The organism is Thermoflavifilum thermophilum, from assembly GCF_900116565.1.
In the GTDB taxonomy this organism is placed as follows: domain Bacteria; phylum Bacteroidota; class Bacteroidia; order Chitinophagales; family Chitinophagaceae; genus Thermoflavifilum; species Thermoflavifilum thermophilum.
This window is the reverse complement of the sequence record NZ_FPCJ01000001.1, coordinates 597,364-614,340: the sequence shown is the minus strand read 5'-3', so window position 1 is coordinate 614,340 and position 16,977 is coordinate 597,364. Positions and strand designations below refer to the sequence as shown.

General features: G+C 43.2%; 11 protein-coding genes and 1 tRNA gene. All 12 read left to right on the top strand.

Going from position 1 to position 16,977, the window contains the following annotated elements; translation table 11 throughout:
• Positions 1 to 102: 102 nt before the first annotated feature.
• Positions 103 to 1,053 carry a ribose-phosphate pyrophosphokinase gene (locus BM367_RS02655; protein WP_092457330.1) on the top strand — a complete coding sequence of 317 codons (951 nt, stop codon included), beginning with the start codon at positions 103 to 105 and terminating at the stop codon, positions 1,051 to 1,053.
• Positions 1,054 to 1,077: 24 nt separating this feature from the next.
• Positions 1,078 to 1,668 carry a 50S ribosomal protein L25 gene (locus BM367_RS02650; RefSeq protein ID WP_092457327.1) on the top strand — a complete coding sequence of 197 codons (591 nt, stop codon included), beginning with the start codon at positions 1,078 to 1,080 and terminating at the stop codon, positions 1,666 to 1,668.
• A gap of 73 nt (positions 1,669 to 1,741) precedes the next feature.
• Entirely contained in the window at positions 1,742 to 3,142 is a 1,401-nt protein-coding gene (locus BM367_RS02645) for an APC family permease (RefSeq protein ID WP_092460881.1), read from the top strand.
• A gap of 149 nt (positions 3,143 to 3,291) precedes the next feature.
• The gene (gene pth, locus BM367_RS02640) at positions 3,292 to 3,885 is read left to right on the top strand and encodes an aminoacyl-tRNA hydrolase (RefSeq protein ID WP_092457324.1); all 594 of its coding nucleotides are present in this window, start codon (positions 3,292 to 3,294) and stop codon (positions 3,883 to 3,885) included.
• 44 nt (positions 3,886 to 3,929) lie between these two features.
• Positions 3,930 to 4,541: a fumarylacetoacetate hydrolase family protein gene (locus BM367_RS02635; RefSeq protein WP_092457321.1), complete on the top strand. Its 612-nt coding sequence runs from the start codon at positions 3,930 to 3,932 to the stop codon at positions 4,539 to 4,541.
• Positions 4,542 to 4,588: 47 nt separating this feature from the next.
• Positions 4,589 to 4,662, top strand: a tRNA-Met gene (locus BM367_RS02630).
• A gap of 301 nt (positions 4,663 to 4,963) precedes the next feature.
• Positions 4,964 to 7,306 (top strand): glycoside hydrolase family 2 TIM barrel-domain containing protein, encoded by a 2,343-nt coding sequence (locus tag BM367_RS02625; RefSeq protein ID WP_092460880.1) that lies wholly within the window; start codon positions 4,964 to 4,966, stop codon positions 7,304 to 7,306.
• Positions 7,307 to 7,521: 215 nt separating this feature from the next.
• Complete coding sequence (locus tag BM367_RS12150) at positions 7,522 to 7,677, top strand: hypothetical protein (protein ID WP_177224082.1); 156 nt, start codon at positions 7,522 to 7,524, stop codon at positions 7,675 to 7,677.
• Positions 7,678 to 8,036: 359 nt separating this feature from the next.
• Positions 8,037 to 11,006 carry a SusC/RagA family TonB-linked outer membrane protein gene (locus BM367_RS02620; protein ID WP_092457318.1) on the top strand — a complete coding sequence of 990 codons (2,970 nt, stop codon included), beginning with the start codon at positions 8,037 to 8,039 and terminating at the stop codon, positions 11,004 to 11,006.
• An 18-nt stretch (positions 11,007 to 11,024) separates the two neighbouring features.
• The gene (locus BM367_RS02615; protein WP_092457315.1) at positions 11,025 to 12,617 is read left to right on the top strand and encodes a RagB/SusD family nutrient uptake outer membrane protein; all 1,593 of its coding nucleotides are present in this window, start codon (positions 11,025 to 11,027) and stop codon (positions 12,615 to 12,617) included.
• Positions 12,618 to 12,688: 71 nt separating this feature from the next.
• On the top strand, positions 12,689 to 15,136 hold the full coding sequence (locus BM367_RS02610; protein ID WP_092457312.1) for a glycoside hydrolase family 127 protein: 2,448 nt from the start codon (positions 12,689 to 12,691) through the stop codon (positions 15,134 to 15,136).
• 186 nt (positions 15,137 to 15,322) lie between these two features.
• The gene (locus tag BM367_RS02605) at positions 15,323 to 16,951 is read left to right on the top strand and encodes a DUF885 family protein (RefSeq protein ID WP_092460879.1); all 1,629 of its coding nucleotides are present in this window, start codon (positions 15,323 to 15,325) and stop codon (positions 16,949 to 16,951) included.
• Positions 16,952 to 16,977 lie beyond the last annotated feature (26 nt).

The window sequence follows — 16,977 nt, the reverse complement described above, 5'->3', positions numbered from 1 at the left end:
TCAATACCTGCAATGCAATTCAAATTATTCTTCTCGATATTCTTTCCGGATCATTGAGCAATTCCGGGGGTTTGTTAATTTTGCCGCTCACTGCTTCCTTCCATGCAACCCAACGTAAAAATTTTTTCAGGCACACGCTCCCGTTACCTGGCGGAAAAAATTGCTGCTCATTACGGAAATGGCCTGGGCAAAATCAAAATTGAGCAATTCAGTGACGGAGAAATCCAGCCTGTTTTTCTCGAAAGCATACGGGGCGATTATGTGTTTCTGGTGCAAAGCACCTGTGCGCCTGCCGATAATCTGATGGAATTGCTGCTGATGATTGATGCCGCTCGCAGGGCTTCCGCCGGGTATATCACGGCTGTCATCCCATATTTTGGCTATGCCCGCCAGGATCGGAAAGATAAGCCCAGGGTGGCCATAGGTTCCAAGCTGGTAGCCAACATGCTGGTGGCTGCAGGGGCTAACCGCATCATCACGATGGATCTACATGCGCCCCAGATTCAGGGATTCTTCGATATTCCGGTTGACCATCTGGATAGCTCCGCTATTTTCATCCCGTACATTGAAAGCCTTAATCTGGAAAATCTTACCTTTGCATCCCCCGATGTGGGAAGTACCAACCGGGTTCGGGAAGTAGCTTCCTATTTCAATGCTGAAATGGTGATTTGCGACAAACATCGCAAACGCGCCAATGAGATTGCCAGCATGGTGGTGATTGGGGATGTGAAAGATCGGGACATTGTGATCATTGACGATATTGTGGATACAGCCGGTACGCTCTGCAAGTCGGCAGCCTTGCTGAAAGAAAAAGGAGCTCGTTCCGTTCGGGCTTTTTGTACGCATCCGGTGCTAAGCGGCAATGCGTATGAAAACCTTGAAAACTCAGCATTGGAACAACTGGTGGTATGCGATACCATTCCGTTGAAGAAACAATGTTCCAAGATTGAAGTGGTAAGCGTGTCAGAGCTGTTTGCAGTAGCCATCCGCAATGCTTATGAAAACAAATCGATTACCAGCCTGTTTATCCACAGCCAGCGCAGAAATCTGTAAGTGCTATAAAATAAAAACAACCATATGAAAACAATTGTCATTGAAGGTCAGCTCAGGGCTCAGGAAACGTTGGGTAGCAAAAGTGCCCTGCATCAGCTGCGGAAGTCGGGGCAGGTGCCGGGAGTAATATATGGAGGTGCTGAAAATATTCATTTCCATGCGCCAGCCAAGGCTTTCAAACCCTTGATTCACACTGCTGAATTTCAACTTGCCGAATTGCAGATCAATGGGAAATCATACCGTTGTGTATTGAAAGATCGCCAGTTTGATCCTCTTACCGACGAACTGATACATGTGGATTTTCTGGAGCTGGTGGAAGATCGGAAAGTGACGGTTACCCTGCCGATTCTGTTTACCGGAACCCCGGAAGGAGTAAAACAGGGCGGTAAACTGGTAGTGAAGATGAAATCCCTGAAAGTACGCACCTATCCACGTTATCTGAAAGAACATATTGAAGTAAATCTGGATCATCTGGGCATCAACCAGAATATCCGGGTGGAGGATGTGCATGTGGAGAATTTTGAAATTCTACATGCTCCGCGCATTCCACTGGCTTCTGTGGTGGCTACAAGAGCTCTTCGTCAGGAAGAAGCCGCAGCAGCCCAGAAATCCTGAAGTTATTTGGTAAAAAGCAGAGGGCTGATGAATGTTGCATTTTCATCAGCCTTTATTTTTTGATCTTAATGGCATGTCTCAGCCCCACCCATCATCTGTTTCATCCGCATCCCACCAGCCATCTTCTTCCTCGTCTCCCGGGCTGCACCGGGCGGTAACCCTCTGGCAGGCTACCAGCATCAATATGATTGAGATGATAGGCATAGGTCCTTTCATCGTGATTCCATTGATTATGCAACAGCTGGGCCCGGGATGGTTCCTGATTCCCTGGCTGGCAGGAGCATTGATTGCCGCCCTTGATGGTTTGATCTGGTCAGAATTGGGTGCGGCTTTTCCTTTAGCCGGTGGCAGTTATCAGTTTTTAAAAGCAGCCTATGGTACATATTCCTGGGGCAGGCTTATGCCTTTCCTGTTTGTTTGGCAAACCATGGTGCAGGCTCCGCTGGTAGCCGCTTCGGCGTCTATTGGCTTTGCTCAGTATGCTCGCTATCTCTTCCCGCTGGGCTTTTGGGGGCAAAAACTGCTTTCAGCCAGCATCATTGTTTGTATCACCATACTTTTATTTCGTCGCATAGAAACAATCGGGAAAATATCCGTCTGGCTGTGGGCTGGCGTCATGCTCACCATGATCTGGATAATTGCCGGTGGAGCCTGGAGCATACACATCCACCATTCAGTACAGGGGCTGCATTTCAGGAATAACTTCTGGCAGGCCAGCATCATGGCGGTAATGGGGCATGCTACCGTGCAGGCCATGTATTCCTATCTGGGGTATTACAATGTTTGCCATCTGGGGGCAGAAATCAAAAATCCTGCGCGCAATATTCCCCGCAGCATGCAATTCTCCATAGCCGGCGTTGCATTGCTTTACCTGTTGATGAACATCAGCCTGGCGCAGGGGATACAACCGGGAGCTCAGCACAATGGCCTGGCGGTGAGTATATTTATCGAACAATTATTTGGCACATCATGGGCCAAAGTGGCCACCCTGCTGATTCTGTGGATTGCCTTTTCCTCTTTGTTTTCGCTGATGCTGGGCTATTCGCGGGTGCCCTATGCAGCCGCATCGGATGGATATTTTTTCCCCATATTTTCCAAAACACATCCTACCCGGCATTTTCCGCATATTTCTCTGCTTGCTTTAAGTGCCCTGGCTTTTATTTTCAGTCTGTTGTTCAGGATAGAGCAGGTGATTAGCGCTATTCTGGCCATGCGCATCCTGGTGCAGTTTATCGGGCAGGCAGTGGGGCTTTGGCTCCTGCATCGCCGGCTCGATCGCAGCCATTTTCCGTTTCGCATGATTGCATATCCCATTCCGCTTTTCCTGTCAATCCTGGCCTGGCTGGCCATATTCATTTCAACGGGATGGAAATTTGTGCTATCAGGTTTGATTATGATCGGAGCAGGCGTAGGGGTGTTTTATCTCATTACACCCTGGCGAAACAAATGGCTAAAACCACAAGAAACCGCATGAACGCAGATGCTCGAATAAAAGAAAAGAAAGTCACAGCTGCATAGGCAGCAATTGGCAAATCGAAATCTGGATTTTTTATTTTTGTTAGCTCATTATCAGGATGAAAGAAAGAATGGAGCAGGCTGCAGGGGATTCAAAATTCAGCATGCATGAAATATTTACTCGTGGGTATTGGAAATGTGGGTGAAGCATACGTGCATACGCGGCATAACATAGGCTTTGATGTGCTGGATGCATTTGCTGCCCGACATGATATGGTGTTTCAACCCGACCGCTATGCCCATCGGGCTGAGGGTCGCTGGAAAGGGAAACAGCTGATTTTAATTAAACCTACCACCTATGTAAATTTGAGTGGCAAGGCTGTCAAGTACTGGATGGATAAAGAAAAAATTCCCCTGGAGCAGCTGTTGGTCGTGGTAGATGATATAGCGCTTCCGCTGGATACGGTGCGATTGAGGCCTGGTGGTAGCGATGGGGGGCACAACGGATTGAAGCATATTGAAGAAATGCTGGGCACCCGGCAGTTTGCCCGTTTGCGGTTTGGTATCGGACAGCATTTTCCAAAGGGACAACAAGTGGAATATGTGCTGGGGAAATGGAAGCCTGAAGAGTGGGAAATGGTTCAAAAAAAAATTTCGCTTTGTGTAGAAATCCTGGAAAGTTTCATCAGCAGAGGAATTGAGGCTACCATGAATGAGTTCAATGCCCGTAAAATCAAACTGGAAAATGGATCAACTTCCTGAACAAAATATCATGTTTATTTGGATAACCCTAAATTTCAAAAAGTATGAAGATCATCTGCGTAGGGCGTAATTATGCTGAGCATGCCCAAGAACTAAAACATGAAGTACCCAAAGAGCCCATCATCTTTTTGAAACCCAAAACAGCCTTGCTCCAGAACAACCAGCCTTTTTATTATCCCGATTTTACGGAAGAATTGCATTACGAATGCGAGCTGGTGCTGCGGGTTTCAAAAAACGGCAAACACATCCAGGAAAAATTTGCCAACCGGTATTATGATCGCATTACAGTGGGCATTGACTTTACGGCTCGCGATCTGCAACGCAAACTCATGGAAAAAGGCCTGCCCTGGGAAATTTCCAAGGCTTTTGATAATTCAACGGTTGTGGGCGATTTTATTCCCATCACTCCGCAAATGGATCTGCAGAACCTGAGTTTTCGCCTGCTGAAAAACGAACAGGTAGTGCAGGAAGGAAACACCCGCGATATGCTGTTCAGCTTTGATAAAATCATCAGTTACGCATCGCGGTTTTTTACTTTGAACATTGGCGACCTCATTTTCACCGGTACGCCTGCCGGCGTAGGTCCCGTGGAAGTGGGCGATTATCTGGAAGCTTACCTGGGCGACCAGAATCTGCTTTCTTTTCAGGTGCTGTGAAGTTTGGACTCAACCCGGAAAACATGTAGCTTTGCAGCCGATTCTTTGGCGAGGTAGCTCAGTTGGTAAGAGCGCAGGATTCATAACCCTGAGGTCATGGGTTCAACTCCCATCCTCGCTACCGGGAAGGCAATTGCGATGATGAAATCGTGATTGCCTTTTTCTTTGCATCCCCATTCCTCACACGCCCGTACATCATCATCCCTTGGCGTCCTCATAGTTTGTCGTTTTTCACTTGCTAAAGAGAATCAGAACAACTTTTTTGTTTCCTGAAATAAAAATGTTATTTTGACACTCCATTTGGTATGAACTTATAGAATCAAGTATCTATGCATGCACGTGGTAACTCCTTCTTCAGGTTATTTGCCTTGATGGGGATATACTTGTTTTTCACAAATCTTCTTCCAGCCCAGCAAAAAATCATGGTTAATCCTAACCAGGCAAGGGTGCGCTTATTGTTTGATGAGGGATGGAAATTTCATCGGGGCGGTGCACAGGGAGCGCAGGAACCCGATTTTGATGATCACAACTGGCGCACAGTAGATTTACCACACGATTGGAGCATAGAAGATTTGCCAGGTACACGTTCTCCTTTCGACAGCAATGCCAACACACAAGCCAGTGGAGGATTTACAACAGGAGGCACAGGTTGGTACCGGAAGACTTTCCGTTTGCCCGAGAATACAAAAGGCAAGCAGGTGTGGATATTGTTTGAAGGTGTGTACATGAATGCTGATGTGTGGATCAACGGCCATCACCTGGGCAATCATCCCTATGGATATACCAGCTTCTGGTATGATATCAGTCCTTATCTGCAATGGAACCAAAACAATGTATTGGCTGTGGAAGTGAAAAATGAAGGATGGAACAGTCGCTGGTATGCAGGGTCAGGTATTTATCGGCATGTATGGCTCATGCTTGTGGATTCGCTTCACATCAATCTTTGGGGAGTGCATGTCAACACCACAAATGTGGCACATCATCAAGCCACGATATCTGTTCGCACACAAATTACCAATACCCATTCCGATGTGGCTAATGTCAGGCTCATTACCCATATTTTAAACCCTCTCCATCAGGAAGTGGCGCGAATAGATACGTTGTGTACCTTGCCGGCCCATCAGGCTGCCGCCATATCGCAGCAAGTTTCCGTTCCAGATCCAGCCCTTTGGTCGTTAGATACCCCTCAGCTTTATAAAGCCAGGATTGAAATCTATCAAAACAACCAACTTGCCGATGAAGAAGCAGTTAAGTTTGGAATCCGAACCATTTCATTTGATCCCGAACATGGATTTCAGCTCAACGGGAAACCTTTAAAGTTACACGGCGGTTGCGTGCATCATGATAACGGTCCGCTTGGGGCGCGTGCCTATGACCGAGCAGAAGAAAGAAGGGTGGCCATTTTAAAAGCCAATGGATTCAACGCCATCCGATGTGCACATAATCCGCCATCGCCCTCATTTCTAAATGCCTGCGATAGCCTGGGCATGCTGGTGATTGACGAAGCCTTCGATATGTGGGAAGATCCCAAAACGCCGTTTGATTATCATCTGTATTTCGATCGCTGGTGGAAGAAAGATTTGCAGAGCACGATTGATCGCGACTATAATCATCCTTCCGTGATCATCTGGAGCATTGGCAATGAAATTCCCAATATGGACAGCCCGCGTGTAGCAGCCATGGCCCATCGGCTGGCCGCTGAAGTGCATCAGCTCGATTCAACAAGGCCGGTAACCGCAGCAGTAAACAATGTGAATGAAAGAAAAGATTCGTTTTTTTCGGCGCTGGATATATGCGGATACAATTACGCTTTTGATCATTATGATATCGATCATCAGCGCCACCCCAATCGCATCATGATGGCTACGGAATCTTTCCCGCTGATGGCATTTGATTTTTGGAATGCAGCCGTACATCGCCCCTGGGTGATTGGCGATTTTGTGTGGACAGCCTGGGATTATATAGGCGAAGCCAGCATTGGCTGGCTGGAATATCCTCAATCCCAGCAATTCTATCCCTGGACGCTGGCTTATTGTGGAGATATCGATATATGCGGCTGGAAGCGCCCCCAGTCTTATTATCGGGATGTGTTGTGGAAGAAAAACCAGATCAGTGTATTTGTGAAACCGCCTCATTCTTCTTTTCCCGGCCATCCCAAATACCAAACCATGAGCTATTGGGGTTGGGAAGATGTGGTGGCCGATTGGACCTGGCCGGGTGAGGAGGGTAGGTCACTGGAAGTGCATGTATATTCATCTTGTGATTCGGTGGAATTGTTGTTGAATGGAAAATCATTGGGCAAAAAGAAAACCGATAGCAGCAATCGCTATATTGCCGTCTGGCAGGTGCCCTATCAAGCCGGGCGGTTGGAAGCTGTGGGTTATACACAAGGTCAGCGCGTGCATGAGGCCGTGTTGCAGACAGCACAGGCCCCTGCGCGCATCAGGCTGATTCCCGACCGGAATATAATCCATGCCGATGGAGAGGATTTATGTTATGTGACGGTGGAAATCGTGGATCGTAATGGGGTGCGCAATCCCAAGGCTACCAATGAAGTCCATTTTCAGATTAAAGGTCCGGGTGAGATTGTAGGTGTAGGAAATGCCAATCCCATGAGCACGGAAAGCTACCAGCAGCCCTATCGCAAAGCCTGGCATGGCCGATGCCTGGTGGTGATTCGATCCGTAAGGCAACCCGGAACTATTGTGTTGACCGCTACGGCAGCGGGTTTACCTACATCGGAAGTGGCGGTGAGGGTGGAGTGAAAAAATTTTTTCGATAAGTGTTGCTTTTACGTTTTTTTTCTTATATTTGTTTTGAAATTTTGTTGGGTAAAGGTTATTCATCCGAAAGGCAATTAGTCAGATAGGAAAGTGGTCGCTGTAAGAAGCGACTTTTTCTGTGGGTTGCTTTATAAATGTATAAAATACAATTAAAAACATATTGATGAATTGATTATTCACGATTAAAACCAGATATCATGAAGCGAAACTCCACCCACTGCCAGAGCGGTCGAATTTTATCTGTTGCCTTTTCTGCTCTGTTGCTTTTCTTTGGCGGGCCGGTATTAGCCCAGCAATCGCATCTCATTCGCGGACAAGTTTTTGAATCCAATGGTCGCACACCGCTTCTTTAAAATGTAGCCCGCACTTTCTTTTATGAAATACTACTAATAGTTAAATTTCCTAGATAAAGTCTGAAACTGTAGTAATTTGATGAAAATCAATGTATTAATTGTATAAATAACATATGTCAAAATTGTACAAAATTTCATCAAAATTCTTAAAAAGTTTTTCGACTATCTGATTTAGATTTGTTTAAGTAATTTTATTATTAAAGCAATAAATTACCATTTAGAAGCAATTGATACATAAACTGGTTGAAGTCGTAACAAGTTGTAAAGTATTGATTAAACGCCTTTGGCGTTTTTTATATAAATAGTTAAATAAATGTACTAAATACAATTTATTTATTAACACTTAAAATTTTTAACTTATGGGCTCCTTTGTTACCCTTGGAAAGAAATGCTCTTCTTTGTTCTTCGTTCTGTTGCTACTTTTACTTGCACATTTAAATGTTTATTCTCAAAATAGAGTGCAAGGGAGAGTGGTTGCATCGGATACGCATAACCCATTGAGTGGAGTTACAGTATTAATTGCAGGAAAGAATATCGGAACTATAACCGATGCAAATGGTAGGTATGCTATTAATGCACAGCCGGGTGATAGTTTGATTTTTAGATTTGTGGGATATGCGGAACAAAGAATTTCTGTAGGTAACAGGTCAACAATAAATATAGAATTGACTCCTTCTTCTAGTGTACTAAATGAGTTAGTTGTTATTGGATATGGTACGCAGAGGAGGGAAGATGTAACCGGGGCAGTAGGAAGTGTAAAGTCTAAAGACTTTCTAAAAGGATCCGTTCGGGATATAGGTCAGTTAATTACAGGGAAAGTAGCCGGATTGACAGTTGAAGAGCCAAGTGGAGATCCAACTGCAAGTTCAGTAATCAGCCTGAGAGGAATTTCTACTTTGATGTCTTCGACTGCTCCGTTAGTGTTAATTGATGGAATACCTGGTGATCTAAATACGGTGGCTCCGGAAGATGTTGCTTCAATAGACGTATTAAAGGATGGATCTGCAGCAGCAATTTATGGAACAAGGGCAACAAATGGTGTGATTTTAATTACCACTAAGCAAGGACAGGGGGTAAAAGAACCAACATTAGAATATGATGGTTATGTAAGTCTTCAAACAATTGCCAGGAGGCCTCAATTTTTGACTGCAGATGATTACCGAAGATTAATAAAAGAGGGTATTCCCTTTCAGGATTATGGTACCTCTACTGATTGGTTTAAGGCGATATCAAGAAATCCAATTAGCCACACTCATAATTTTTTGTTTCAGGGAGGAGATCATCAAACTAACTATACCATTGATATTAATTATAGAAATTGGGAAGGTTTGTTAAAAAGATCTAATGATCATCAATTAAGAGGAAATATTGATTTGAATCAGAATATGTTGAATAACAAGCTGCAATTTCATTTTAATGGAATATTTACTAAGCGCGAATATTGGACGGGAGGTGATGGATATAGTTTTGATACTTATATATACAGGCAAGCATTGATCCGAAATCCGACAGATAGTATTTACCATGCAGATGGTACATATGTGACACGGGATGGATATTTTTATGATAACCCTGTTGCATTACTGTGGGGAGTTGATGGAATGAATAAAGAAAGGGAGATAAGACTTAACGGAACAGTTTTATATAAACCAATAAATGGGCTTAATTTGAAATTACTATTATCCGACAATAACTGGACGCAAGTAAGAGGTTATGCTACTAACAAAAATTATCCAGCAAATGCACGAAATGGATGGGGTAATTCTTATGCATCTCGTGGTACATCAGCAACAGAAGATAGATTGTTGGAATTTACGACTGATTATACACACCAGTTTGGCAAACATAATTTCACTTTGCTTGGAGGGTATAGCTACCAAGATGCTACAGATGAGGGATACTGGATGCAAAACTGGTATTTTCCAACTGATATATATGGATACAATAACATGGGTGCCGGATCAGCTCTTACGCAAGGAAGTGCAGTAATGAGTAGTGGGAAAAGTGCATGGAAACTTATAGGATTTTTTGGGAGATTAAATTATAGTTACGCAGATAAATATCTTTTAATGGCAAGTTTACGCAGGGAAGGATCTTCTAAATTTGGATCTAATTATCGTTGGGGGATGTTTCCTGGAATTTCTGTGGGATGGCGGATCAGCCAGGAACCTTTTCTTCAATCTAATCACGTAATAAGTGATTTAAAGATTCGTGCAGGATATGGAATTACAGGAACTGCACCATCAGATGATTATGATGCATTAACTACCATAAATTATGGTGACTGGTTTTTATATAATGGGCAGTGGATACAAGGACTTTCTCCAACAAGAAATCCTAATCCTAACCTAAGGTGGGAACAAAAAGAAGAATACAATATAGGACTTGACTTTGGATTATTTCACGAGCGTATTAACGGAAGTATAGATGTATATCGGCGTGATACTAAGGATATGCTTTATAATTATCCAGTTCCAGTACCGCCGTACTTGTATGGTTCAATTCTTGCAAATGTGGGTAGAATGAGAAACGAGGGAATAGAACTTTTAGTAAATTTTACACCTGTACATAATCAGATTTTGCAATGGAATTCTAGTTTAACGTTTTCAACTAATAGAAATAAACTGGTATCCATAAATAACAGTCAATTTAAATTAAATCAGGATTATTTTAATACTGGCTATACGGGAGAACCTATTCAAACTTATACACATAGGGTAGAGGTAGGGAAGCCCATTGGTGAGTTTTATGGATGGGAGTCTGTTGATATAGATAGTACGGGTGCGTGGATAATACTTAGCAAGGATAATAAAAGGATTTCAATTCGAAATGCTTCTGAAGATGATAAGAGATATTTAGGAAATGGTATTCCAAAATATCATTTATCATGGAATAACAGTTTTCAGTACAAAAATTTTGATTTAAGCATAAACATGCATGGCGCTTTTGGATTTCAGATTTTAGACTTTATTCGCATGTTTTATGAGGACCCGAGGAATACTCAGTATAACATGTTGAAGTCAGCTTTTGATAAGGTATACGGAAAATATAGACTTAATTATGACCTGGCGTATGTGAGCTATTATCTGGAGAATGGTAACTTTTGGAAGATCGATAATGTTACTCTAGGATATAGTTTCCAAATTCATAATCATAATAATTTAAAATCTGCAAGAATTTATGTATCGACTTTAAATCTTTGGACTATAACCAGATATAAAGGAATTGATCCTGAAGTATATTGGGGTGGTCTCGCACCAGGTGACGATAATAGGGATAAATACCCAACAACTCGGACTTTTACCTTAGGCTTAAACCTTAATTTTTAATATTTAAAATTTTTGACTATGAAACGGATAAAATTATATTTCCTTTTTATATCACTATTTATCCTTTTCTGTATTGGCGCATGTACCAATCTAAATGTTCCTGATTATTCCGAAATTGTAACAGATAATTTTCATCCTACTGAAGATGATATTGCTTCGTTAATTGCACCGGTATATACAGTCATGAGGCCCATGTGGGCTGGTTGGGATGGAAACTTTGATTTGCAAGAAGAAAGTTCAGACGAAATAACAACACCCGTGCGTCCGAATGGGTGGTATGATGGAGGTACATACATTCGTATGCATAAACATTTATGGACCCCGAATGAATGGCAACCAGAAAATCTTTGGCTGAACTGTTATTCAGGAATTAATGCAGCAAATAGAGTTCTATACCAGATTCAGTCTGGTGCTGTTCCGATGTCAGATTCCAATCAAAAAAGAGCATTAATTGCAGAACTGAAAGTTGCCAGAGCATTTTATTATTATGAGTTATTAGATAACTTTGGAAATGTTCCCATTTCTACTGATTATACTGCTACTGAGCCTCCCAAGCAAAGTACACGTCAGGAAGTTTATAATTTTGTTGTTAATGAATTATTGGAGAACATTCCTTACTTGAGTGAAGATGTAAGTCCTAAAACTTATGGCCGTTTTAATAAATGGGCCGCTGAAACCTTGTTAGCTAAAGTATATTTAAATGCACAAGTATATACAGGTACTCCAGAATGGGATAAATGCATTCAAGTTTGTGATGATATAATAAATAGTGGTAAATACATTCTGGAGCCAAATTATAGAAATAATTTTGTAACAAATAATGAGAATTCCAGGGAGAATATTTTTGTTGTTCCGTATGACGAAACACTTGCGCCAGGGTTCATTATCCACATGAAAACATTGAGACCAGTAATGCAAAAGGTATTTAATTTACAGGCCCAACCTTGGGGTGGTAGCTGTGCTACTCCACAATTTATTAAAACCTATGATCCAGACGATGAGCGTTTAAAGGATACCTGGCTAATGGGCCCACAAGTTTCTCCCCAAGGGGATACTGTTATCACATTATTGGATACTTTAATTAACATAGATCAGCCGAACGGCAATCCATTTAGCTATGGGTATTGTATTGGAAAGTATGAAATCAAAATGGGTGCTAAGAGCAATTTAAGTAATGATTTTGTAATCTTTCGTTATGCTGATGTTCTTATGATGAAAGCTGAATGCTTGTTACGTACAGGACAGGCTGATGAAGCGGCTGCTATTGTGACTCAAGTAAGAGAAAGAGCATTTAAATCTAATCCATCAAAAGCAGTTGTTACTGGCGCAGAACTAATGCAGGGGAGTAGTTATCCTTATGGTTACGTTGAAAATGGAAGTATAGTACATTATGAAGGAGGATCGGATGTACAATATGGTAGATTTTTAGATGAATTAGGATGGGAATTTGCTGCTGAGGCTCATCGTAGACAGGATATGATACGATTTGGAGTTTATTCTACCAAAGAATGGTTTCAGCATGAACCCGTAGGAAACTATGACCAATTGTTCCCTATAGCAGAAGATGTATTGAACTCAAATCCTAATTTGAAACAAAACCCAGGTTATTAGTAGTGAAAAGATTTTTGAATTAGTTTCAATCTAAGTTCAATGATGATTTTGCATGTCTTAATGATCGAATTATGATAAGAATAATTCTTTGTATCTTTATTTTAGTCATAGGAACATCTTATTATTCATCCTATAATGTTGCACGTTCGCATTCTTCTGCTTCTTCTATCGATTCCCTCCCGCATGATTATCCGATTCATCCGGTGCTTTTCTCGGATGTGCGGCTTACGGATCGGTTCTGGAAACCCAGAATTGACCGGATGTACACGGTTACTTTGCCGCATGAATTAGATGAATTGCGGGTTACGGGCAGAGATCGCAATTTTCAGCTGGCAGCGCTTGCCCTGGAAACGCATGTCGATACCGCTCATTTCTGTACGCAATATCCTTTTGATGATACCGATTTGTATAAAGTCATAGAAGGCATCAGTTATGCCTTGATGATGCATCCCGATCCGCTCTTGAAAAAGCGTATGGATAGCCTGATTAACCTGATTGCGGCTGCTCAGGAACCCGATGGCTATTTGTACACGGCGCGCACCATCAATCCTCTGCATCCGCATCCGTGGTCGGGCTTGCAGCGCTGGGAGAATGTAGAAAAGCTCAGTCATGAGCTCTATAATTCCGGTCATTTGTTTCAGGCAGCAGCGGCTAACTTTATAGCTACGGGTGATAGTACGTTGCTGAAAGTAGCAATTAAAAATGCCGATTTACTCTGCCGCACTTTTGGCTGGGGTAAACTGGAAAAATACCCCGGTCATCCGGAAGTGGAACTTGGATTGGTGAGTTTATACCGGGTTACCCATAATCCGAAATATTTGCAACTGGCAAAATTCTTTCTGGATGTGCGGGGCCCCGGTGGCAGTACATACGAACAAGCGCAGCAAAAGGTAGTGGATCAGCGCAAGGCCGTAGGCCATGCCGTGCGGGCGGGTTATCTCTACTCCGCTATGGCCGATGTGAGTGCGCTTACCGGTGATACGGCTTATGTACATGCTGATCGCTACATCTGGCAAGATATTGTTTCAACCCAACTGTATGTAACCGGAGGGGTAGGTGCCACCAGCAATGGCGAAGCTTTTGGTCAACCTTATGAATTGCCCAACCTCACGGCTTACAATGAAACCTGTGCGTCGATTGCCAATGTGTATTTCAACCAGCGCATGTTTCTTACCACAGGCGATGCCGCATATTATGATGTGCTGGAACGAACGCTGTACAATGCCTTGCTCGATGGCTTATCGTTGAGAGGAGACGCATTTTTTTATCCCAATCCATTGGCTTCAATGGGAGGATACACGCGGAGTCCCTGGTTTGGCTGTTCGTGTTGCCCCACCAATCTGGCTCGTTTCATCCCGATTGTAAGTGGTTATTTTTATGCGACCCGCGGAAACGAGATTTACGTGAATCTGTATGGTGCCAATCAGGCTAAGATTCAATTACCCAAACAAATTGTTTATCTGAACGAACAAACCGATTATCCCTGGTCGGGAACTATTCGCATAGATATACAACCCGAACAGACAGGTGTCTTTACACTCAAACTGCGCATACCGGGATGGGCGCGAAACAAGCCTGTGCCCAGTGATTTGTACAAGTTTGTCAATACTTCATCAGCATCATATACAATTCAGTTAAATGGCCAAACCCTTCATCCTGCGCTGGAAAATGGCTATGCGGTGATTACCCGAACCTGGAAGAAAGGCGATGAGATTGTGTTGCATTTGCCCATGGATGTACATGTAATGGAAGCCAATCCACAAGTGAAAGCAGATGTGGGAAAGATTGCTTTGCAGCGTGGGCCACTGGTGTATTGTCTGGAATGGCCGGATAACCCCGATCATCATGTGTTGAACCTGATTGTCAATCCGCATCAAACCTTTACAACTGCATTCAAGCCTAACCTGTTAGATGGGGTAGAAGTGATTCAGGGCAATGCATTAGCGGCCAGGCGTACGTTAAGCGGGCGTATAGAAACCACGCCTGTGCATTTTACCGCCATTCCGTATTATGCTTGGGCCAATCGCGGGCCGGGTGAGATGACGGTGTGGATGGCCACCGACGAAAAATCGGTGCAGCCTTTGCCGGCTCCCACTCTTGCCTACACCAGCACCATTCGTGCATCCCGTCCATCCAGAAGTTTGATGGCCATTCATGATCAAATCCTGCCCGATAGTTCCAACGATCATTCGGTGCTGTATTTTCACTGGTGGCCTGAAAAAGATACAACGGTTTGGGTAGAATATGATTTCAAGCAACCCGCCACTATTTCATCGAGCAGCGTGTACTGGTATGATGATCATCTCACCGGTGGCGGATGCAGCGTGCCCATTAGCTGGCAACTGTTGTATCCACACAATGGCCAATGGATACCTGTAGAAAATATCACGCCCTATACCACTGATAAAGATCGGATGAACATCGTGAAATTCAAACCTGTTCATACATCAGCTTTGCGCATGATCATTCGGTTAAGCCCAGATTATTCTACCGGTATCTACGAATGGGAAGTAGAATAATCATGGCAAAAGGATTAATTTAGTAGAGCTGCATCCTATCATCACAGGTTTATTGCTTTTTTATTTCATGTAAATGTTTGAATTATGCCTGCTTTTTTCAAACACTTCTTCATTCTTTTTGTAAGTCTTTATTTATCGCATATACCGCAAGTTTTTGCACAATCATGCAACACTGATTTCAGTGAAATGGCAGGTGATATTGTGCGCTTCGAAGCCGGTTGGCGCGACCTGAACCGATCTTTGCAGGATATCCCGCCTGATTGGATATATGCCAGAGATACATACTTACATGAGTGGGAAGATAGCCTGGAGTCTGTTCATTTTGATCGGCTAAGTCAGGAAGGCAAGGCAGATTACATTTTGCTGAAATATGCCGTTCAACACTATATGGATGAAAACAATCAACAACAACAGGTGTGGGCAGTGGTACGCAAGCTAATTCCTTTAACCGACAGCATTTTTGAACTATCGCGCAAACGACATGTGGGGGATCGCCTGCAAGCGCAACATGTGGCAGCCATCGTTGATGAACTGGGCAAAACCCTGCAACAACAAGCCAGGCACATAGATCTGACCGGATTATCTGATATGCGACTGGCCTTTCAGGTATTGCAAGCGGTTCATCATCTGCAGGATATCCTGAAAGGCATGTATGATTTCTACATGGGCTATGATCCAGCATTTACCTGGTGGATGCAAACAACTTATCATTTTACGGATTCTGTATTTTCTGTTTATACCGATAGTTTACGTGCAGTTGTTTTGCGAAAGGAAAATAGGCATGATCAGAGTGGTATTCATGGTGTACCGATTGGCAGGGAAGAGCTGATGAAATTGCTGCATGATGAAATGATTCCCTACACGCCTGAAGAATTGATTGATATTGCCAACCGGGAATACAACTGGTGTTTACAACAAATCAAAAAAGCATCTGCAGCCATGGGTTATGGAGAGGATTGGAAAAAAGCGTTGGAAAAAGTAAAAGAAAGCTATGTGCCACCGGGTGAGCAACCTCAGTTGATTCGTAAGCTGGAAGATGAAGCCATTCGTTTCGTGCAAGCGCATCATTTGGTCACGATTCCGCAGCTGGCCATGCAAACATGGACTATGGAAATGATGTCGCCCCAGCGGCAGCTGGTGAATCCGTTTTTTACCGGAGGAGATGTATTGAGTATTTCTTATCCTACCAACACCATGTCGTATGCAGATAAGATGATGAGCATGCGGGGCAACAATCCGTATTTTTCACGTGCCACGGTGTTTCATGAAATCATTCCCGGTCATTATTTGCAGGAATATATGAACGAACGCTATCGGAGTTATCGTTGGCCTTTTCATACGGCATTCTGGACGGAAGGCTGGGCTTTTTACTGGGAAATGTTGATGTGGGACAAAGGATATGATCAAACACCGGAACAACAAATTGGGGCATTATTCTGGCGCATGCATCGTTGTGCGCGTATTGTGTTTTCCATCAATTTTCATTTGGGAAAATGGACACCCGAACAATGTGTGGAATATTTAATTGATAAGGTAGGTCATGAACGAGCCAATGCAGAAGGCGAAGTACGTCGTTCATTTGAAGGCGGATATGGGCCACTTTATCAACTGGCATACATGATAGGTGCCCTGCAATTTTATGCCCTCCATCATGAGCTGGTTGATTCCGGAAAAATGACCGATCAGGCTTTTCATGATGCAATTTTAAAAGAAGGCAATATGCCCATTGAAATGGTGCGTGCGATATTGGAGCACACACCGCTGAAAAAAGATTATCAGCCGCAATGGCGATTTTATCAGGAAATAAGCAAATAGTCGAACACTTAAAATTTTTTTTCACG